Here is a 19,508-nt window from a genome sequence, read left to right on the forward strand (position 1 = left end):
TCCGGCAGTTTTTACAGAAGCCCAGGGGGCCGCCATGTCCTCGGCGGCCCCCTGCCAGCAGTTCAGTTTCAGTCAGCAAACAGCGGGGTGGACAGATAGCGGTCGCCGGTATCGGGCAGCAGGGCCACAATGGTCTTGCCCTTGTTCTCCGGGCGCTTGGCCAGCTGGATGGCCGCCCACAGGGCCGCGCCGGAGGAGATGCCAACCAGAACGCCCTCCTTCTTGCCCACCAGCTTGCCGGTGGCAAAGGCATCGTCGTTCTCCACGGGGATGATCTCGTCATAGATCTTGGTGTCCAGCACGTCGGGGACAAAGCCGGCACCGATACCCTGGATCTTGTGGGCTCCGGCCACGCCCTTGCTCAGCACGGGAGAGGCAGCGGGCTCCACAGCCACCACCTTCACGTTGGGGTTCCGGCTCTTCAGATACTCGCCCACGCCGGTCACGGTGCCGCCGGTGCCCACGCCGGCCACGAAGATATCCACCTTGCCGTCGGTATCCTCCCAGATCTCGGGGCCGGTGCTGGCCTTGTGGGCGGCGGGGTTGGCGGGGTTGACAAACTGGCCTGGGATAAAGCTGTCGGGAATCTCCCGGGCCAGCTCCTCGGCCTTGGCGATGGCACCCTTCATGCCCTTGGCGCCCTCGGTGAGGACCAGCTCGGCGCCGTAGGCCTTCATCAGCTGGCGGCGCTCCACGCTCATGGTCTCGGGCATGACGATGATAATGCGATAGCCCCGGGCGGCGGCCACGCTGGCCAGGCCGATGCCGGTGTTGCCGGAGGTGGGCTCGATGATGACGGAACCGGGCTTCAGGGCCCCGCGCTGCTCCGCGTCGTCGATCATGGCCTTGGCCACCCGGTCCTTCACAGAGCCGGCGGGATTCAAATATTCCAGCTTGCCCAGCACCCGGGCCTGAAGGCCCTCGGCCTGCTCCAGGTGGGTCAGCTCCAGCAGGGGGGTCTTGCCGATCAACTGGTCAACAGAAGTATAAATCTTGCTCATGATAATTCCTCCTAAAGATTCGTCAGGCGGTTTCGCCATTTGTTCTGATAGGATATGTAAATACGTTCAGCTGATTGAAACGTGTCGATTTAGGTCCGACATCGGATGATGGGATTGTTCTTCATTTTTATTACCAACCTTTCGCATAGGTTTATATGGATTATAGGACCGTGGCCTCATTTTGTCAAGGGGTATCTTTCAATTTTTCAAAAAATTTGTTTTCCCCACCTCCCCGGTATTTTTTTCTTTTTCCGGTTGATTTCCCATTAACCATGCTGTATAATAGGTAAATAAACTGGAGGAATGGTACATGCTGATTTCAACCAAAGGGCGCTATGCCCTTCGGGTCATGATCGACCTGGCAGAGCACCAGAACGCCGGCTACATTCCTTTAAAGGAAGTGGCCCAGCGGCAGGGTATCTCGGAAAAGTATCTGGAGAGCATCATCAAGCTGTTGGTAAAGGCCAACCTGCTCAACGGCGTGCGGGGCAAAGGGGGCGGATACCGCCTGACCAAGTCCCCGGACAGCTATACCGTGGGCAGCATCCTGCGCCTGACAGAGGACTCCCTGGCCCCCGTATCCTGTCTGGAACCGGGCGCTCCCCCCTGCGGTCAGTCGTCTGAGTGCCGCACCTTAGCCATGTGGCAGGGGCTGGACAAGATCATCAACGACTATCTGGACAAGATCACCGTCGCCGATCTGATCCAAACCGACTCCCCGGGGGATTTTTACGTCATCTGAATATCCGAACAAAAAGAAGGTCCGCAAGCAAAATACACGCTTGCGGACCTTGTTTTTTAGTGCTTTAGCTGAACTTTTCTGCCCCTGGACTGGACATAGAGGGTCTTGCTCTTGAAGTAGTTCACCGGGTCCACCCGGCTGCCGTTGACGCGTACCTCGAAATGGAGGTGGTTGCCCGTGGACGAGCCGGTGGTGCCCACCCGGCCCACCACCTGGCCCTGCTTCACCGTCTGGCCCTGGGACACGCTGCGGGAGCTCATGTGGGCGTACAGGGTGCTGGTGCCGTCGCTGTGGCCCACCACCACATAGTTGCCATAGGAGCGGTTGCGGGTGGAGGTGATGACCACGCCGCTCTTAGAGGCCAGAATGGCCGTGCCCGCCGGGGCGGGAATGTCGATGCCCGTGTGGTTGTTGGCCTTGCCGGTGATGGGGTGGATACGGCTGCCGAACAGAGACGTGAGCGTGTTATAGCCGTTTAAGGGCCACAGGAATCCGGACTCGCTGGGCACGTTGGCGATCTGGGAGGCCAGTTCCTTCTCCTTCTTGCGTATCTCCGCATCCATGGCGGAGGCTGCGGCCTCCAGCGCTTTGATGGCGGCCTGGGCCTCCTGCTCCTGACCCTGGATGTCGGCGATGACCTTGTTGATCTCCGCCTCCTGGCTCTTCAACTCCTGCCGGGCGGCCTCCTGCTCCTTCTTGGCCGACTCCAACTCGGCCCGGCTGGCCTCTAAGCTGGACTTCTCCTCCTCGATCTGGGCCTGAAGGGCCAGCAGGCTCTCCATGATGCTGTTGTCATAATCGATGATCTCTTCCACCATCATAAAGTTGTCCAGCAGGTCCGTAAAGTCGCTGGAGCCGAAGAGGATGGACCAATAGGAGGTCTCGCCCTCCTCCTCCATCACCCGCACCCGCTGGCAAAACAGGTCATACTGCTCCTTCTCCTTGGCCTCGGTCTCGGCCAACTCGCTGGCCTTTTGGCCGATCAGGCCCTCATAGGCGCTGATCTGCTGCTGCAGGTTGCTGATTTCCTCCTGGATGACGTCCACCTGCTGCTCCAGGTTGTCCTTCTTGTCCAGCGCGTCACTCTTGTTGGCCTGGATGGTTTTCAGCTGACTTTGCAGTTCTTTTTTCTGCTGGCTCAGACCCTGAGATTTCTTTTTCAGGGCGTTGACCTCCGCCTGGGTCACGGCTCCGGCCTCCATCACCATGGCCGGACCGGACATGGGCAGCAGACAGGCCAGCACCAGCAGCAGACACAGGCCCTTTCTGCACCGGGCCAGCCGTTTTTTCAACGCGTTTTTCATCTCTGCCCGCCTTTACCCCAGGAAAATATCCGCTGCGATGGGCAGCAGCAGGGAGAGGATCATCACCACAGCCAGCACCGCCATGATAAACCGCTGTCTTTTCTCTCGCTTCATGCTTCCATTTCCTTTCTCTTCGTCAAACCTGAAGGAACTTGCGGATGGCCAGCAGAGAGCCGCCCACGCCGATGAGGGCACCGGTGCCGCAGAACACCCCCAGGATGTTCCTGGCCATGGAGCCATAGCTGAGCATGGTGAACAGGGACAGGCCGTTGCCCTGGATGACCACCTTGCCCACCATTTGATACAGGCCCCACTGGGCAAAGAAGGCGATCAGCGCTCCCGCCAGCCCCAGGATCATACCCTCCACCACGAAGGGCCACTGAATAAATGCGTCGGTGGCGCCGCACATCTTCATGATGGCGATCTCCTCCCGGCGGTAGAACGTTGCCAGCTTGATGGTGTTGGCGATGATGAACAAAGACACCACCGCCAGGATACCGATGAGCACCAGGGCTACGCCGGTGGCGATGTTCCGCACCAGCACAAAGCCCTGGGCAATGGCAATGGCCGCATTTACTTTCGCCACGCCGGGCACCTGCTCCACCAGCTTGGTGGTCTGCTCCATCTGCTCGATGTTGTCCACATGGATGCGATAGCGATCCCGCAGCACCGTAGCGGGCATGGAGTCCAGCAGATCGTTGTGCTCCCGGCCCTGCAAAAACTCGTTCAGCGCCTCCTCCCTGGAGACGAAGGTCACCTGAGACACATTGGGCACCGCCTCGATCTGGCTTTGCAGGGCCCGTGCCTCCTCCTCAGAGCAGCTGTCATCGATATAGGCCAAAAATTCGTTTTCTTTCTCCAGGTCCCCCAGCGTGTGGTTCAGATTCACCGCCAGCAGGGAGAAGGAGCCCATGATCAGCAGACAGGCCACGATCATACACACGGCGGCAAAGGACATAAAGCCGTGGGTAAAGATGGAGTGGAACCCCTCGCTGAAATAATATCCCGCATTAAACTTTCTCGCCATTGTAGTACCCACCTGTCTCGTCGCTGATGATCCGTCCTGCCTCGATGGCCACCACACGCTTGGTAAAGCGGTTGACCAGTGCCTTCTCGTGGGTGACCACCAGGACGGTGGTCCCCAGCTCGTTGATGCGCTCCAGCAGCATCATGATCTCCAGGGAACGCTGGGGGTCCAGGTTGCCCGTGGGCTCGTCGGCGATGATCATGCTGGGGTTGTTCACCAGCGCCCGGGCGATGGCCACACGCTGCTGCTCGCCGCCGGATATCTGGCCGGGATAGCGGTCCGCCTTCTGCTCCAGCCCCACCAGCTGCAGCACATAGGGGATGCGCCGGCGCAGCTCCCGGGGGGAGGCCCCGATGGCCCGCATGGCAAAGGCCAGGTTTTCATACACCGTTTTCTTCTCGATGAGCCGGAAGTCCTGGAAAATGATCCCCAATGTCCGGCGCATATAGGGGATCTGCCGGGGCGCAATATTGCTCAGATTATAGCCGTTGACCATCAGCCGCCCCTGGGTGGTCGCAATCTCTCCGGTGATCAGCTTGATCACGGTGGATTTACCGGAGCCGGAAGGGCCCACCAGAAAGACAAACTCCCCGTCATCGATCCGCAGGTTCACGCCCTTCAGCGCCTTTGTGCCATTGTCATATTCTTTATATACATCGATAAGACGTATCATTCTCGTCCTCCGGGCTGGTGGCTCCAGCCGCATTTCCCAAAGCTTTTCCCGGTCCCGCTCCTCCCCGCCCGCTCTGGCGGAGCCACGGGACAATTCGTTTTCAGTGTATCACAGTTCCTGCATTATGTAAATGACAAAATCAGTGGAAAAGGCCCCCCGTTCTCCCCTCTTTTTGGCCGTTCCACCGCCCGCTCCGTGTTACCTTTTTATTTTTTTGTAACCGTATTGTAACTTATTTCCCGTCCGATTGCAAGGGAAAGTTTTCCCGGTCAAAGGGACAGACGAACGAGCGGGGAAAAAGTTCCGGCTGAGCGCAAAAAACAGGCCGCTGCGATTTACGCAGCAGCCTGTTTGAAAAAATCAGATTCAGGATTCGATGCCCCGGGAAATGAGGTACTTTTTGACCATCAGGGCCACCTTGAAGGTGATGGCATCATCGAACTCCCGCAGATCCAGACCGGTGAGCTTTTTGATCTTCTCCAGCCGATAGACCAGGGTGTTCCGGTGGACGAACAGCTTTCTGGCCGTCTCGGACACATTCAGGTTGTTCTCGAAGAACTTGTTGATGGTCAGCAGGGTCTCCTGGTCCAGGGCATCGATGGGATTCTTCTTAAAGACCTCCTGCAGGAACATCTGGCACAGGATAGTGGGCAGCTGATAGATCAGGCGGCCGATGCCCAGGTTCTCATAGTTGATGACGGTCTTCTCCGTCTCAAACACCTTGCCCACATCGATGGCCACCCCGGCCTCTTTATAGGCCCGGGCCAGATCCCGGATATGGTTGACCACAGTGCCGATACCGATGACCACCTTCACACCCAGCTCCTTGGTGACGGCGGCGGAGATCTGCTTGGCGATCTTCTGCAGCTCCTTGGCATCCGCCCCTTCGGGCAGCTGCTTGATCAGGGCCACGTCGCTCTCGTTGATGGAGATGACGAAGTCGGTCTGCTTGTCTGGGAACAGGTTCTGAATGACATCAATGGTACTCACGTCGGCGGGGCCCAGCTGGCGCACCAAAAAGGCGGCCCGGGGGCACTCTGACACAAAGTGCAGCTCCTTGGCCTGGGTGTAGATGTCACCCAGGAGGATATTGTCAGAGATGATATTCTTCACGAAGGTGGCCTTGTCGTGCTTCTCTTCATAATAGGCCTTGGCCTCGTTAAAGGCCACCACCGCCATAGCGCACAGGGATTCGGCGACCTCGTCCTCCCCCTTGACAAAGGCGGCGTAGTCAAACTGGGCACCCCATCCGGCCAGAGGCCGCAGGGTCTTTCCTTCAAAATAAGCCGTACCGTTGTCGGCTACGTTTACCGCTTCCACCGCGCCGGGCCAGTTTTCCCCAATACAAGTCAACTCGCTGCATGCCACAACAATGCCATCGGCATCGATCACGCCCACAGTACGACTGACGTTGTCCTTCATCTGGAGGACAACCCCCTGAAACATCCTGCTTGACACATCCATCCCTCCTATATTTCTCTCATTGTCTCACTGTTTTTTTATTATAGCGAATTCCTGCCCCGTTTGGCAAGGGGTTTTTGCTAAATTGCCACGATTTTTTTGTGGAAAACGCCCAAAGGGATCCTCATTCTCCTCGCAATGCTCCGATTTCTTTCTCGGTGAGCATCCGCCACTGGCCAGGTTTCAGATTTTCCTCCAATTTCAAGGGACCCATAGACAGGCGATGCAGGGCGGTCACCGGCTTTCCCCGGGCGGCCAGCATCCGCTTCACCTGGTGATACTTTCCCTCCCGCAGGGTGACCAGACAGGTTGAGCCGTCCCCCAGGGGCTTTAGTCCGGCGGGCAGGCAGTGCAGCCCATCCCCCAGCACCATGCCCTCCGCCAGGGCGGCCACGTCGCTCCGGTCCACCTTTCCCTCCACCTGGGCCAGATAGACCTTATCCACATGCTTTTTGGGGGAGAGCAGTTCGTGGCCCAGGGGGCCGTCGTCGGTGAGCAGCAGCAGACCGGTGGTATCCTTGTCCAGCCGCCCTACGGGGAACAGGCCCCGCCGCCGCAGGTGCTGGGGCAGCAGATCCAGCACCGTCTTCTGTTTGGGGTCCCGGGTGGCGGACAACAGTCCGGCGGGCTTGTGCATCAGCACATAGACAAAGGGGGCGCAGTCCACCGTCTGCCCGTCCACCTGGATGTGGGTGGAAGCGGGGTCGAACTTCTCCTCCGGCTTGGCCACGGTCGTGCCGTCGGCCCGCACCCGGCCGTGGCGGATCATATCTTTGATCTCCTTCCGGGACCACCGCCCGGTGGAGGAGAGTATCTTGTCCAGGCGCTCCAGAGCCATGGCCCTCTTCCCTTCTTTCTCCTATCACTCTCATCGGCATAAGCCAGCCCCCCGGGGCATACCCTATTAGGGACAATGCCCAATTTGGAAGGAGCGATCTGCCGTGTTTATTTTTACCGCAAAGGTTCCCAGGCGCAAGCTGGCCCTGGGGGTGACGCTGGCGGCTCTGGCCTGCTGCTGCCTGTTCGCCCTGGACCTGGGCCCCTCTCCCGCCCAGGCTGCGGCAGCCTCCGCCCCTGGGGTGAAGGGGGTGCGCACCAACCGGGACCGGGTGGACTTTCTCCGCTCCTTCGGCTGGGAGGTGGCGGAGGAGCCCCTGGCCACCCAGGAGATGGTCATCCCCCAGGAATTTGACGATAGCTATGCCCAGTATATCGACCTGCAGCGCCAGCAGGGCTTTGACCTGGAGCGCTACGCGGGCAAGCGGGCCAAGCGCTATAGCTATGAGATCCTCAACTACCCCTCCGGGGAAACGGGGGTCCAGGCCAACCTGCTGCTGTATAAGACCACCGTCATCGGCGGCGAGGTCCTCTCCCCCCGATTAGACGGCTTTCTCCACGGCCTGTCCATGCCGGAGGACGGGGGCTGAGTTACTTCCGGTCCAGAATGTGGACGTTCAGATGGTCATAGGTCATCTCCACCCCGTGGCGGTCAAAGGCCTCCCGGACTCCCTCCTGGATGGCATAATACACCGTCCAATAGTCTGCGGCGGCCGTCCAGGCCCGCACCACATACTGGATGCTGCTGGCCTGATAGTCGGACAGATGGATCTCTGGCGCGGGGTCGGCGATGATCTGGGGGATATCCTCCAGCACCTCGCCGATGGCCTGCTTCACCGTGGCGGTGGGTGCGTCGTAAGAGGCGGTGAAGTTCAAATCCACCCGGCGGCGGCCCAGGATCGTATAGTTGATGATCTTGGTCCCGGACAACTGGCTGTTGGGCACAAAAATCTCTTTTCCGTCGATGGTTAGGATGGCGGTGTAGGACAGGTCGATGGTGTGGACGGTACCGGAGATGCCGTCGGCCTCCACATAGTCCCCCACCTGGAAGGGGGTGGTCACCAGCAGCATGATCCCCCCGGCCACATTGGACAGGGTGTTCTGCAACGCCAGGGACACGGCCAACCCGGCTACGCTGAGCATGGCCACCAGAGAGGTGGTGTGAATGCCCACGTCCTCGGCCACCATCAGCACCAGGATAAAGGCCATGGATATCTTGGCAACGCTGTGGATATAGCGGCTCAGGGATTTCAGGGACTTGGACCGGGCCAGCACCCGATCCAGCAGCTTTAAAACCACCCGGATGACCACCACGCCCACCAGGATCAGCAGCAGGACATGCACCACCTTGTCCATCGTCAGCGCCCCCGGGTTCAGCTTGAGTCCCAGGCCGCTTAATACCGCATCTAACTTCATCTCTTCCCTCCGTTCTCCCATATTCCCCAGCTTTGCCTGCATGTTAGAATGGAGAAATTATATCAGCTTCAAACCTGCTGTGCAAGTGGGAAAACGAAACAGGGCGAAAACGGTCCTCACCGCTTTCGCCCTGTGTGTCATTTGTCCAGATGCTCTTTCATGCAGCGGAAGGTCTCGGGACTGATGTCGTGCTCGATCTTGCAGGCATCCTCCGCCGCCACCTCTGGCGTTACGCCCATGTGGATGAGCCACTGGGTGAGCCAGCGGTGCCGCTCGTAGATCTCCTGGGCCACCTGCTCCCCGGAGGGGGTCAGCTCCAGCCGCCCGTCCTTCTCCATAACAATGTGGCCGCTGGCCTTTAAGATGGACATGGCCCGGCTGACGGAGGGCTTGGAATAGCCCAGGTGCTGGGCCACATCAATGGAGCGCACATAGCCTTTCTCTTTTCTCAGCATCAAAATGGCCTCTAAGTAGTCCTCACCCGATTCATGCAGCGCCATGAACGCGCCTCCTTTCCTCTCCCGGCAGGGAGTAAAAAGTTAGCCAGCGCCATGCGCTGGCCAACTTATCTTTGGCGGATATCCGCCCATGCAGATCAATAGTTCATCTGTCTGCGGCGGGACAGATTCATGGTACCGTCCTGCATCTGGTCCAGGCTGTCCAGGCTCTTGCCGGTGCCGAATGCGACACAGGAGATGGCATCGTCGGCCACATGGGTCTCGATGCCGGTGTGGGACTCGATGAGCTTGTCAAAGCCCCAGACCAGGGAGCCGCCGCCGGTCATCACGATGCCGTTGGTGGAGATGTCGGCCACCAGCTCCGGGGGCGTGCGCTCCAGAACGGCGTGGACGGCCTCCAGAATGCGGCTGGAGACCTCCTCAAAGGCCTCGATCATCTCGCTGGAGGAGACGGAGAACACCCGGGGCAGACCGGTCATCAGGCAGCGGCCCTTGATCTCCATGGTGACCTCCTCCGGCCGGGGGAACACGCAGCCGATGGTCTTTTTCAGCTCCTCGGCGGTGCGGTCGCCGATCAAGACATTGTGCTTGCGGCGGATATACTTCACCACGGCCTCGTCGAACTTGTCACCGGCGGTCTTGATAGAGGCGGACTCCACCACGCCGCCCAGGGAGATCACGGCGATATCGGCGGTGCCGCCGCCGATATCCACCACCATGTGGCCGTCGGGCTTGGTGATGTCGATGCCCGCGCCGATGGCGGCGGCCACGGGCTCCTCGATGAGATAGGCCCGGCGGGCACCCGCCTGGATGCCGGCATCCACCACGGCGCGCTCCTCTACCTCGGTGATGCCGGAGGGGACGCAGATGAGCAGACGGGGCTTGAACAGGGAGAAGGTGGTCACTTTTTTGATGAACTCCTTCAGCATCCGCTCCGTCATGTCATAGTCGGAGATGACGCCGTCCCGCAGGGGACGCATGGCTACGATGTTGCCGGGGGTACGGCCCAGCATGGCCTCGGCCTCGGTGCCCACCTTCAGCAGCTTGCCGGTGTTCTTGTCCATGGCCACCACAGAGGGCTCCCGCAGGACCACGCCCTTGCCCTTGATATATACCAAAACAGAAGCGGTACCCAGGTCGATACCAATGTCTTTCGTGAACAGACTCATATTCTATGTTCCACCTTAAAATAAAATATATCCCTAGTGTAACCCGTTTAGACGGTTTATTTCCAGTATGATTTATTATAGCGGTTCGGCACCTGGTTTTCAACCGTTTTTTCCTTAATTTTTTATGACGGTCTGGCCTGGGCCAGGGTGACGCACCATACCTCCGCCGCTCCGGCCTCCAGCAGGGTCCGGGCGCACTCGGACAGGGTGGCCCCGGAGGTGACCACGTCGTCGGCCAGCAGCACCCGTTTTCCCGCCACCTCCACCCCGGACAAAAGCGCATAGGCCCCCAGGGCGTTGGCCCGGCGGGCCTCGGCGCTGTCCAGCCCGGACTGGGGCCGGGTGTGCCGGGCCTTGACCAGGGTGGCCGCGGCAGGCAGCTTCAGCCGCTCCGCCATGGCCCGGGCCAGCAGCTCCCCCTGGTCATAGCCCCGCTCCCGGCGGCGCTTTCGGCTCAGCGGGGCCCAGGTGACCACGTCAGGGATGATCTCCGGCCTGTCCTGGACACACTGGGCCATCAACAGGCCAAAGGGCCGGGCATAGGCCCGCACCCCGGAGAACTTATACCGATGGACCGCCTCCCGCACCGCGCCCCCATAGGCCAGGGGCGAACAGCAGCCCCGGGTAAAGTCCACCTTCCGCTCCCCCGCCCGGCCCAAAAGCCAAGGCAGGCTCTTCTGGCAGGCGGGACACACTGGGTCTCCGGGCTCCTCTAAAACCGTCTGACAGAAGGGACACTTGGGCGGGAACAGCAGGTCCAGGGCCCGGTCCAGCAGCTTCATTCTGAATTCCTCCCCCTGTGGGAAACGCCGCCGGACTGCGTCAGGGCAGACCGGCGGCGTTTTTGCCTTCTCTTACATGCTCTTGAGCTGCTCGGTGAGCTTGCTCACCAGCTCAGACAGCTTGACGGAGCGCTCCCGCTCCGCCTCCACCACATGGGCGGGGGCCTTGTTCACAAAGCCGGGGTTGGCAAGCTTGGCGTTCAGCTTGTCCAGCTCGGCGGAGTTCTTCTTCAGCTCCTTCTCCACCCGGGCTTTCTCCTTCTCCAGGTCCACCAGCTCGCCCAGAGGGATGAACATCTGGGCCACGTGGGTGACCACGCACACCATGCCGGCGGCCTCGGGGGCCTGGTCGGCGGGGACGATGGTCACGTCGCTGGCATAGGCCATCTTCTTCAGGAAGGGCACGCCCAGGGCAAACACATGGCCCTCGTCGGTAGCCACGGTGAGGTGGGCCTTCTTGCTGGGGGGCACGTTCATCTCGCTGCGGCGGGTACGCACGGCACGGATGGCATCCATGATCTGCTCCATGGCCTGCTCCTCGGCGGGGAAGTTCAGCTTTTCGCTGGCCTGGGGCCAGTGGTCCAGCATCAGGAACTGGGCCTGGCAGCCCTCCTCGTGGGGCAGCGCCTGCCAGATCTCCTCGGTGATGAAGGGCATGAAGGGGTGCAGCATCTTCAGCATCTGGGTCAGCACATAGCACAGCACCTGCTGGGCCCGGACCTTGCTGTCCTCGTCCTCGCCCTGCAGGCGGGTCTTGGTCAGCTCGATATACCAGTCGCAGTAGTCGTCCCAGATGAAGTCATAGATCTTCTGGGCGGCCACACCCAGCTCGTACTTGTCCATGTTCTCCGTGACCTCGGGGATGCAGCGGTTGAGCTTGGACAGGATCCACTTGTCCTCCAGCTCCAGCTTCTCGGGCAGGGCACAGTGGTCGATGGTCAGGTTCATCTTCAAAAAGCGGCTGGCGTTCCAGATCTTGTTGGCGAAGTTGCGCATAGCCTCGCACCGCTCGGTGTAGAAGCGCATGTCGTTGCCGGGGCTGTTGCCCGTGACCAGGTTAAAGCGCAGGGCGTCAGCACCGTATTTATCGGCGATCTCCAGGGGGTCGATGCCGTTGCCCAGGCTCTTGGACATCTTGCGGCCCTTGTCGTCCCGGACCAGGCCGTGGATGAACACGGTGTGGAAGGGGGGCTGCTTGGTCTGCTCACAGGCGGAGAAGATCATCCGGGCCACCCAGAAGAAGATGATGTCATAGCCGGTGACCAGCACGTCGGTGGGATAAAAATAGTCCAGGTCGGCTGTCTTATCCGGCCAGCCCAGGGTGGAGAAGGGCCACAGGGCGCTGGAGAACCAGGTGTCCAGCACGTCGGGGTCCCGGTGGATGTGCTTGGAATGGCACTTCTCGCACTCGGTGGCGTCGGTGCGGGACACGGTCATGTGGCCGCAGTCGTCGCAGTACCACACAGGGATCTGGTGGCCCCACCACAGCTGACGGGAGATGCACCAGTCGTGGACATTCTCCATCCAGTTGGTATAGGTCTTGGCAAAGCGGTCGGGGACAAAGCGGGTCTCCCCGTCATACACCACCCGCAGGGCCTCCTTGGCCAGGGGCTCCATCTTCACGAACCACTGGGCGGAGATGATGGGCTCCACGTCGTTGTGGCAGCGGTAGCAGGTGCCCACGTTGTGGGAGTAGTCCTCGATCTTCTCCATCAGGCCCAGGGCCTCCAGATCGGCCACCACGGCCTTGCGGGCCTCGTACCGGTCCATGCCCTGATACTTGCCGCCGTTCTCGTTCACCTTGCCGTTGTCGTCCAGGACACGGATGGTCTCCAGATTGTGGCGCAGGCCCACCTCAAAGTCGTTGGGGTCGTGGGCGGGGGTCATCTTCACGCAGCCGGTGCCGAAGTCCATCTCCACATAGTCGTCGGCCACGATGGGGATCTCCCGGTCCATCAGGGGCAGGATGCACTTTTTGCCCACCAGGTGCTTATAGCGGTCGTCGTTGGGGTTCACGGCCACGCCGGTGTCGCCCATCATGGTCTCGGGCCGGGTGGTGGCCACCACCAGATATCCAGAGCCGTCGGCCAGGGGATAGCGCATGTGCCACAGGTGGCCGGGCTTGTCCTGATACTCCACCTCGGCATCGGACAGGGCGGTGACGCAGTGGGGGCACCAGTTGATGATGCGGCTGCCCTTGTAGATAAGGCCCTTCTCATACAGGTTGCAGAAGGTCTCCCGCACGGCCTTGGAGCAGCCCTCGTCCATGGTGAACCGGGCCCGGTCCCAGTCGCAGGAGATGCCCATCTTCTTCTGCTGCTTGACGATGCGGTCGCCGAAGCGCTGCTTCCAGTCCCACACCCGCTCCAGGAACTTCTCCCGGCCCAGGTCATAGCGGGTCAGGCCCTCCTTGGTGCGCAGCTCCTCCTCCACCTTGATCTGGGTGGCGATGCCGGCGTGGTCGATGCCGGGGACCCACAGGGCGGCGTAGCCCTCCATCCGCTTAAAGCGGATCAGGATGTCCTGCAGGGCGCAGTCCATGGCGTGGCCCATGTGCAGCTGACCGGTGACGTTGGGCGGGGGCATGACGATGGTAAAGGGCTTCTTCTTGGGGTCCCGCTGGCCGCGGAAGCAGCCGGCCTTCTCCCACTTCTCATAGATACGGGCCTCAGCCTCCTGGGGCTCGTATACCTTGGGCAGTTCAATGCTCATTTCGGATTCTCCTTCCAAAAATATGGCGTAATTCACATGATAAAGCGCTCAGGGCCGTTTGCCCACCCACTGGCAGGTCTGACCGGTCTTCTCCTCCAGCAGGACCCGCAGTTGGTCGGCAGAGCCGCCCCGCAGATTGGCCTTGTCCAGGATCAGGCCCTGGCCGTTGTGCATCAGGAAATAGAAATTCCCCGCCGTCTCATACAGGGCGGCGCAGACATCATAGGGATAGCGGGCGCTGTCCTTGTCCTGGGTGCCCACCACGGCATCCCGTTCAAAGTGAAAGTCGGTGCCCGACTGGCTCTTCACCATGGCACGGCCGGAACCCCAGGCCGCCAGAGCATAGAAAAACACGCTCCAGATCACCAGCAGCAGCCCCATGGCGCAGCACAGCAGACACAGGAACACGCTGTTTTTCTGCAGCGCCATCCCCAGACCGCTGCCCAAGCAGAACAGACCGGATACCAAAGCAAAGCCCCGCTTGAACATAGTCTGCTTTTTGGCAAAGGTATGCCCCGCCACCCGCTGGAGTTCCTCCAGATGGGGCTGGTCATAGTCGGTGTGGGTCTTCATGGTCACGCTCATGGCGTCTCCTCCTTTTTTCTCCCGTTTGTCCATAGAAAAACGCCCCGAGCCGCAATGGGCTCAGGGCGAACTGAAAGCAAAGTCCGTGGTACCACCTGAGTTTGGACAGACTGTCCACACTTGTGTCCCCGGTAACGGGGGGTCCCGCCGTCCCTTACTGTCTCTTTCAGGGCCGGAGCGCAAAAGCCACCTTCTCCCCCGCCGGCGGGAACTTGCACCGTCCGTTCCCTCTCTGTACGGCTGCCTGACCCGGGGATACTCCTCTTTCGCATTGCTGTTTCCTGTTGCAGGGAATATTATATGAAATCTCCCCGCTTCTGTCAAGAAAATACTTTCACTTCATCTCAGCGAGTATTTTTCTTATACAGAATGTTCAGCCCCTTCAGCAGCAGATCCTTATCCAGGGTGATCTTCCGGCGGCACAGGGGCACTACAAACTGGGACATACCGCCCGTGGCCACCACAGTGGTGGGGTAGCCCAGCTCCTCCTCCACCCGGTCCAGCATCCCGTCGATCATAGCGGCGGCACCGAACATGATGCCGCTGCGCATACAGTCCACGGTGTTCTTGCCGATGACCTGCCGGGGCCGGTCCAGGCGAATACCGGGCAGCTGTGCCGTGCGGGAGGTGAGGGCCTCCATTGAGATGCGCACACCGGGGATAATGCAGCCGCCCAGATAGGTGTTGCCCTTACCCACCACCTCGATGGTGGTGGCGGTGCCCATATCCAGCAGGGTCAGGGGCGGCTCATACTCGGCCAGGGCCGCCACCGCCACCACAATGCGGTCGCTGCCCACCTGGGATGGGGTGTCCATCTGGATGTTCAGCCCCGTCTTGATCCCAGGGCCCACCACCATGGGGGGCTTTCCGATGACCTTGCGCACCCCGGTCTGCACCGAGTTGAACACCGGGGGCACCACCGAGGAGATGATGCAGCCCTTGATGTCCCCCGGCTTGGTATCAAACAGGGACAGGACGTTCTTGATATCCACCCCGTATTGGTCCGAGGTCTTGATGTGGTCGGTGGCGATGCGGGCTTCAAAGGCGATCTTGTCGTCACGAATGCCGCCGATGACGATGTTGGTGTTTCCGATGTCAATGGCCAGGAGCATAGTTTGCTTCACCTCAGGAAAAAATCTCTTAACGAAAACTTCTCTGCTATCAGTTTTCCCCGTCCCCTGCCGGGGACGGGGAAAGGATCAAGTTACCCGCTTGTTTCAGTTCTCCGCCGCACTGCGGCCCATGGGCATGCGGGCCACCACGTGGATGAGCACCTTACCGATGGCGGTGACCAGCACCAGAGCGGCCACGGCCTCGGCAATGCTGGAACCGGTGATGACGGCCATCACCAGGCCGAACACCGCCTCGATGCCCACGCCCATGGCCTTGGCGTACTCAGGACGCAGCAGAAAATAGATGCTGCCCATCACGCACACGGTGTTGGTCCAGGCGCCGATGAAGCCCACGATGGGCAGGGCCACCAGGTCGGGGGCCTTTACCTTCTTCAGGCCGATCCACAGCCAGCCGGACACCAGGCCGATCATGGCCCGGCAGCCCACAGCCACCCAGACGGCCTTCACCGCGCCCGCCAGAGAGGTGCTGAGGAAGGGGGAGAAGGCGAAGGACAGCAGCGCCGGGGCGATGGTGTTGTTGATCATGGAGCAGATGCCAAACACACAGCCCAGAATGGTCCCCGCCAGGGGCCCCAGCAGAATTGCACCCAAGATGACCGGGATGTGGGTGGTGGTAGCCTTGATGATGGGCAGCTGGATCATGCCCAGGGGCGTGTTGGCCAGCAGAATGACGATGGCAGCCATCATGGCCACGCCAACCATCCAGTGGGTGTCGTGCTTACGGGTTTTCATATTCAATTACCTCCTGCTGCCGCTCTTCCAATCCAGAAGATGCAGCGCATAATTTTAGAGAGGGACAGGGAGTTAGTCTCGCTTGTCCCTCTCTATCCGTAAGATTATACAGGAAGTTGTCCCCGTGCGCAAGGTCAAAATCAGAGGATATTACGGGTATTATCGTGGGATGTTGTCCAATTTTACCTTTAGCCCTCAGGACAGCAGGATGCGGTCGTTGTCCAGGTCCTTGCCCGCCCCGGCCTTGAACTGCTCCAGCAGGTCGGTGACGGTCATCTTCTCCCGCTTCTCTCCGCTGATGTCCAGCACGATACGGCCGCTGTCCATCATCAGGGTGCGGTTGCCCAGCTCCAGGGCGTTTTTCATGTTGTGGGTCACCATCAGGGTGGTGATCTTGTGCTGCTGCACCACCCGGCGGGTGATATCCAAAACTTTTTCCGCCGTGGCCGGGTCCAGAGCGGCGGTGTGCTCGTCCAGCAGCAGCAGCTTGGGGGGCACCATGGTGGCCATCATCAGGGTCAGCGCCTGGCGCTGGCCGCCGGACAGCAGGCCCACCGGCTGGCTCATCCGGTCCTCCAGCCCCATATCCAGCACGGCCAGCTGCTCCCGGAAAAAATCCCGGTCCTTCTTGCCCACCCGGGCAAAGAAGGCGTTCTGGTTCTTGGCTGTACGGAGATAGGCCAGGGACAGGTTCTCCTCAATGGTCATATGGGGGGCGGTGCCCTTCATGGGGTCCTGGAACAGCCGCCCGATCTCCCGGCTGCGGCGGTACTCCGGCTTAAAAGTCACGTCCTCCCCGCCCAGCACCACGCTGCCCTCGTCCGCATAGAACACCCCGGAGATGGCGTTGAACAGGGTGGACTTGCCCGCGCCGTTGGAGCCCACCACTGTGGCAAAGTCCCCGGGGGCCAGGTGCAGACTCACTTTGTTCAGGGCCCGCTTTTCGTTCACCGTGCCGGGGTAAAAGGTCTTGGATACTCCCTCCAGCTTCAGCATACCTTGGCACCTTCTCTCTTCTTTTTGGCCGCCAGCTTCTGCTTTTGCAGGGCGACCATCTTCCGGCCGTAGGGGGTGGCGATGGCCACCGCCACGATCAGGGCGGACACCAGCTTAAAGCCCTCGGTGGGCACGATCTTGGTGCTGATGGCCACGGCGATGATCAGCCGGTACAGCACCGCGCCCAGCACCACGCCGAACACCCGGCGGGCAATGGACCCCCGGCCCATCAGGCTCTCGCCGATGACCAGGCTGGCCAGGGCCACGGTGACCATGCCGGTGCCCAGGTTGATGTCGCAGCTCTTGTTCAGCTGGCCGATGAGGCAGCCGGCCAGGCCGGTGAGGGAGTTGGCCAGGCACAGACCCACCGTGATGGTGAAGGCGGGGTTGATGGAGGAGGCCCGGACCATGTCCGCATTGTCCCCCGTGGCCCGGATGGACAGGCCCAGCCGGGTGCGGAAAAAGGCGGCGATGAGCACACAGACCACCAGCAGGATGATGGCCAGCACAATAAGCTCATGCCACTTGGCCCACCAGTCCGCCGCGACAAGACCCTTGGCCAGGGAGAACAGGCTGTCGCTGCCATAGATGGACAGGTTGGAGGACCAGCCCATCACCGCCAGGTTCACCGTGTACAGGCCGGTGTTGACGATGATGCCGGCCAGGATGCTCTCCACCCCCAGGCGGGTCTGGAGAAAGGCGGTGACAAAGCCGGAGCAGGCCCCGGCGGCCATGGCGGCGGGCAGGGCCAGCAGCGGGTGCCCGGCCAGGGTGACCGTGGCCCCCACGGCAAAGCCCAGGGTATAGCAGCCGTCGGTGGACAGGTCGGCGATGTTCAGAATGGAAAAGCTGATGAACAGGGCCAGGGCCACCAGGGAGTAGATGGCTCCCACCTCCAGGGCGGTCTGGAGGGCGGTGAGGGATAGCAGCATAACGTACCTCCTGTGAGAAGCGGGCGCTGCGGCATCCGCAGCGCCCGTTGCGCTCTCTTATTTTTTGAAATTACTCAAAGCTCTTGGCGGTGGTGATCTCCTCCACACCGATACCCAGGGTGGCGAAGGCGGCCTTCACGTCGTCCAGGTCCAGACCGATGGCCTGGCAGGTCTCGGTGTTGATGGTGGCGGTCTCGTGGGCCAGGACCACCACGGGGGTGGTGGCGGGGTCGGCACCGTTGACCAGCAGATCGGCCACCATGTCGGCGGTCTTGGCACCCAGGTCGTCATAGTCCACGCCGTAGCCGAAGAAGGCTCCGTTCAGGGCGAAGGAGTCGGCACCGGTGTAGTGGGGGATCTTGGCGTCGTTCAGCTTTTCAAAGATGGCCAGCTCGGCGCTCATCACGGTGTTGTCAGTGGGGGTGAAGATGGCCTCTACCTTCTCGCCGATGAGGGAGTCCACAGCGGAGCTGACCTCGTCGGTGTTGGTGCCGGTCTTTTCCACATAGGCGATGTTGTGTGCATCCAGATAGGCCTTGGCCTCCTCAATGGGCTTCTTGGAGGAGTCCTCGGACTTGGAGTACAGCAGGCCCACCTTCTGGATGTCGGGGTTCACGGCCACCATCATATCGAAAATCATGTCGGTGTTCAGGGCATCGCTCACGCCGGTGATATTGCCGCCGGGGGCATCCATGCTGTTTACCAGCTTGGCGGTAACGGGGTCAGACACGGCGGCAAAGATGATGGGGATGCCCTTCTCGGTGACCACCGACTGCATGACCTGGGCAGCGGAGGTGGCGATGGGGACCACCACGTCCACGCCGTCGTCCACCAGCTGGGCGGCGATCTGGTTCAGGGTGGTGCTGTCGCCCTGGCCGTTGAAGGTGTAGTCGGCGTAGTTAAAATTCACGCCCAGCTCCGCGCTCTTGGCATCCAGCTCCTGCTGCACCTTGCTCTCGATCTGGTCCAGGGAGGCGTGGTCCATAAATTTGACGATGCCCACCTTATACTCCTTCCCGTCCCCGGTCTGGCTTGCGCTCCCGGCGGAGCCGGAAGAGGAGACAGACCCGGCGGCGTTGTTTCCGCCGGAGCAGGCGGCCAGAGACAGGGCCAGAGAAGCGGCCAGAGCGGCAGAGAGAACCTTTTTGATGATGTTTTTCATGGGGATTTCCTCCAATATTTTATTTGGCGGCAGATGATCGGGCCGTGCCACCGGCCCGGATTTCGGAGCATGGACTGAGTCGTTTTTTGAGGAAATAAAAAAACGGCTCCTTATCCCACCATGGGACAAGAGCCATACTCCTGCGATACCACCCAAATTGACGCTTTTGAAAGCGTCCGCTCGCTTCACGCGCCATCACGCGTGCCCGATGGATAACGGGTGGGGACCCGTCGGCATCTACTTGGTTTCCCGTTCAAGCCGCCCTCGAAAGGCCATTCGTCCGGCTGCGCCCCGCCCCGCTCTCACCACCCGGGACTCTCTGAAGGTTTGCTGTGCCGACTACTAATCTTTCTCACAGGTTTGTGCTGTTTGATTGTGCCCATTAT

The 19,508-nt window shown here is 60.7% G+C and carries 19 protein-coding genes and 2 other annotated features; of the genes, 2 read left to right on the top strand and 17 right to left on the bottom strand.

What is annotated here, in order from left to right:
* Positions 1-68 precede the first annotated feature (68 nt).
* Complete coding sequence (gene cysK, locus H8S55_RS03420) at positions 69-1,001, bottom strand: cysteine synthase A (protein ID WP_186877840.1); 933 nt, start codon at positions 999-1,001, stop codon at positions 69-71.
* 310 nt (positions 1,002-1,311) lie between these two features.
* On the opposite strand from cysK, the gene H8S55_RS03425 reads away from it, so the two are divergent.
* Positions 1,312-1,743: an RrF2 family transcriptional regulator gene (locus H8S55_RS03425; RefSeq protein WP_186877841.1), complete on the top strand. Its 432-nt coding sequence runs from the start codon at positions 1,312-1,314 to the stop codon at positions 1,741-1,743.
* A gap of 56 nt (positions 1,744-1,799) precedes the next feature.
* On the opposite strand, the gene H8S55_RS03430 is transcribed toward H8S55_RS03425, so the two are convergent.
* The 5 genes from H8S55_RS03430 to H8S55_RS03450 form a co-directional block, all read right to left on the bottom strand.
* Positions 1,800-3,047 carry a murein hydrolase activator EnvC family protein gene (locus H8S55_RS03430; RefSeq protein WP_186877842.1) on the bottom strand — a complete coding sequence of 416 codons (1,248 nt, stop codon included), beginning with the start codon at positions 3,045-3,047 and terminating at the stop codon, positions 1,800-1,802.
* A 136-nt stretch (positions 3,048-3,183) separates the two neighbouring features.
* Entirely contained in the window at positions 3,184-4,074 is an 891-nt protein-coding gene (gene ftsX / locus H8S55_RS03435) for a permease-like cell division protein FtsX (protein WP_147562716.1), read from the bottom strand.
* A complete protein-coding gene (ftsE, locus tag H8S55_RS03440) occupies positions 4,058-4,747 on the bottom strand; it encodes a cell division ATP-binding protein FtsE (protein ID WP_147562717.1) in 690 nt (229 codons plus the stop codon). Before ftsE ends, ftsX begins: the two co-directional genes overlap by 17 nt.
* A gap of 366 nt (positions 4,748-5,113) precedes the next feature.
* Complete coding sequence (locus H8S55_RS03445) at positions 5,114-6,205, bottom strand: PucR family transcriptional regulator (RefSeq protein ID WP_186877843.1); 1,092 nt, start codon at positions 6,203-6,205, stop codon at positions 5,114-5,116.
* A gap of 127 nt (positions 6,206-6,332) precedes the next feature.
* Positions 6,333-7,046, bottom strand: coding sequence for a pseudouridine synthase (locus H8S55_RS03450; RefSeq protein ID WP_186877844.1), 714 nt, complete (start codon positions 7,044-7,046; stop codon positions 6,333-6,335).
* Between the two features lie 103 nt (positions 7,047-7,149).
* On the opposite strand from H8S55_RS03450, the gene H8S55_RS03455 reads away from it, so the two are divergent.
* The gene (locus tag H8S55_RS03455; protein ID WP_147562720.1) at positions 7,150-7,635 is read left to right on the top strand and encodes a DUF4830 domain-containing protein; all 486 of its coding nucleotides are present in this window, start codon (positions 7,150-7,152) and stop codon (positions 7,633-7,635) included.
* A 1-nt stretch (position 7,636) separates the two neighbouring features.
* On the opposite strand, the gene H8S55_RS03460 is transcribed toward H8S55_RS03455, so the two are convergent.
* From H8S55_RS03460 to H8S55_RS03510, 11 genes are all read right to left on the bottom strand, one after another.
* On the bottom strand, positions 7,637-8,461 hold the full coding sequence (locus H8S55_RS03460) for a mechanosensitive ion channel family protein (RefSeq protein ID WP_186877845.1): 825 nt from the start codon (positions 8,459-8,461) through the stop codon (positions 7,637-7,639).
* A gap of 137 nt (positions 8,462-8,598) precedes the next feature.
* The gene (locus H8S55_RS03465) at positions 8,599-8,961 is read right to left on the bottom strand and encodes a metal-dependent transcriptional regulator (RefSeq protein ID WP_147562722.1); all 363 of its coding nucleotides are present in this window, start codon (positions 8,959-8,961) and stop codon (positions 8,599-8,601) included.
* A gap of 95 nt (positions 8,962-9,056) precedes the next feature.
* On the bottom strand, positions 9,057-10,088 hold the full coding sequence (locus H8S55_RS03470) for a rod shape-determining protein (RefSeq protein ID WP_186877846.1): 1,032 nt from the start codon (positions 10,086-10,088) through the stop codon (positions 9,057-9,059).
* Positions 10,089-10,210: 122 nt separating this feature from the next.
* A complete protein-coding gene (locus H8S55_RS03475) occupies positions 10,211-10,870 on the bottom strand; it encodes a ComF family protein (protein WP_186877847.1) in 660 nt (219 codons plus the stop codon).
* A gap of 72 nt (positions 10,871-10,942) precedes the next feature.
* Complete coding sequence (locus tag H8S55_RS03480) at positions 10,943-13,582, bottom strand: valine--tRNA ligase (protein WP_186877848.1); 2,640 nt, start codon at positions 13,580-13,582, stop codon at positions 10,943-10,945.
* 48 nt (positions 13,583-13,630) lie between these two features.
* Positions 13,631-14,167 (bottom strand): YcxB family protein, encoded by a 537-nt coding sequence (locus tag H8S55_RS03485; protein WP_186877849.1) that lies wholly within the window; start codon positions 14,165-14,167, stop codon positions 13,631-13,633.
* Positions 14,168-14,225: 58 nt separating this feature from the next.
* Positions 14,226-14,448 (bottom strand) — a binding site (T-box leader).
* A gap of 63 nt (positions 14,449-14,511) precedes the next feature.
* A complete protein-coding gene (locus H8S55_RS03490) occupies positions 14,512-15,279 on the bottom strand; it encodes a type III pantothenate kinase (protein ID WP_186877850.1) in 768 nt (255 codons plus the stop codon).
* A gap of 105 nt (positions 15,280-15,384) precedes the next feature.
* Positions 15,385-16,032, bottom strand: coding sequence for an ECF transporter S component (locus tag H8S55_RS03495; RefSeq protein WP_186877851.1), 648 nt, complete (start codon positions 16,030-16,032; stop codon positions 15,385-15,387).
* 195 nt (positions 16,033-16,227) lie between these two features.
* A complete protein-coding gene (locus H8S55_RS03500; RefSeq protein ID WP_186877852.1) occupies positions 16,228-17,028 on the bottom strand; it encodes an ABC transporter ATP-binding protein in 801 nt (266 codons plus the stop codon).
* On the bottom strand, positions 17,022-17,960 hold the full coding sequence (locus tag H8S55_RS03505) for an ABC transporter permease (RefSeq protein WP_147562729.1): 939 nt from the start codon (positions 17,958-17,960) through the stop codon (positions 17,022-17,024). Before H8S55_RS03505 ends, H8S55_RS03500 begins: the two co-directional genes overlap by 7 nt.
* A 70-nt stretch (positions 17,961-18,030) precedes the next feature.
* On the bottom strand, positions 18,031-19,122 hold the full coding sequence (locus tag H8S55_RS03510) for an ABC transporter substrate-binding protein (RefSeq protein ID WP_186877853.1): 1,092 nt from the start codon (positions 19,120-19,122) through the stop codon (positions 18,031-18,033).
* A 118-nt stretch (positions 19,123-19,240) separates the two neighbouring features.
* Positions 19,241-19,487, bottom strand: a binding site (T-box leader).
* Between the last annotated feature and the right edge of the window lie 21 nt (positions 19,488-19,508).

The organism is Flintibacter faecis (assembly GCF_014287875.1).
Taxonomy (GTDB): Bacteria; Bacillota; Clostridia; order Oscillospirales; family Oscillospiraceae; genus Lawsonibacter; species Lawsonibacter faecis_A.

Bases quoted from the DNA above. Each gene is read 5' to 3' on its own strand.
- ftsX (WP_147562716.1), bottom strand. From the start codon at position 4,074: ATGGCGAGAAAGTTTAATGCGGGATATTATTTCAGCGAGGGGTTCCAC.
- H8S55_RS03460 (WP_186877845.1), bottom strand. From the start codon at position 8,461: ATGAAGTTAGATGCGGTATTAAGCGGCCTGGGACTCAAGCTGAACCCG.
- H8S55_RS03450 (WP_186877844.1), bottom strand. From the start codon at position 7,046: ATGGCTCTGGAGCGCCTGGACAAGATACTCTCCTCCACCGGGCGGTGG.
- ftsE (WP_147562717.1), bottom strand. From the start codon at position 4,747: ATGATACGTCTTATCGATGTATATAAAGAATATGACAATGGCACAAAG.
- H8S55_RS03470 (WP_186877846.1), bottom strand. From the start codon at position 10,088: ATGAGTCTGTTCACGAAAGACATTGGTATCGACCTGGGTACCGCTTCT.
- H8S55_RS03430 (WP_186877842.1), bottom strand. From the start codon at position 3,047: ATGAAAAACGCGTTGAAAAAACGGCTGGCCCGGTGCAGAAAGGGCCTG.
- H8S55_RS03510 (WP_186877853.1), bottom strand. From the start codon at position 19,122: ATGAAAAACATCATCAAAAAGGTTCTCTCTGCCGCTCTGGCCGCTTCT.
- H8S55_RS03500 (WP_186877852.1), bottom strand. From the start codon at position 17,028: ATGCTGAAGCTGGAGGGAGTATCCAAGACCTTTTACCCCGGCACGGTG.
- H8S55_RS03505 (WP_147562729.1), bottom strand. From the start codon at position 17,960: ATGCTGCTATCCCTCACCGCCCTCCAGACCGCCCTGGAGGTGGGAGCC.
- H8S55_RS03485 (WP_186877849.1), bottom strand. From the start codon at position 14,167: ATGAGCGTGACCATGAAGACCCACACCGACTATGACCAGCCCCATCTG.
- H8S55_RS03465 (WP_147562722.1), bottom strand. From the start codon at position 8,961: ATGGCGCTGCATGAATCGGGTGAGGACTACTTAGAGGCCATTTTGATG.
- H8S55_RS03480 (WP_186877848.1), bottom strand. From the start codon at position 13,582: ATGAGCATTGAACTGCCCAAGGTATACGAGCCCCAGGAGGCTGAGGCC.
- H8S55_RS03495 (WP_186877851.1), bottom strand. From the start codon at position 16,032: ATGAAAACCCGTAAGCACGACACCCACTGGATGGTTGGCGTGGCCATG.
- cysK (WP_186877840.1), bottom strand. From the start codon at position 1,001: ATGAGCAAGATTTATACTTCTGTTGACCAGTTGATCGGCAAGACCCCC.
- H8S55_RS03490 (WP_186877850.1), bottom strand. From the start codon at position 15,279: ATGCTCCTGGCCATTGACATCGGAAACACCAACATCGTCATCGGCGGC.
- H8S55_RS03425 (WP_186877841.1), top strand. From the start codon at position 1,312: ATGCTGATTTCAACCAAAGGGCGCTATGCCCTTCGGGTCATGATCGAC.
- H8S55_RS03475 (WP_186877847.1), bottom strand. From the start codon at position 10,870: ATGAAGCTGCTGGACCGGGCCCTGGACCTGCTGTTCCCGCCCAAGTGT.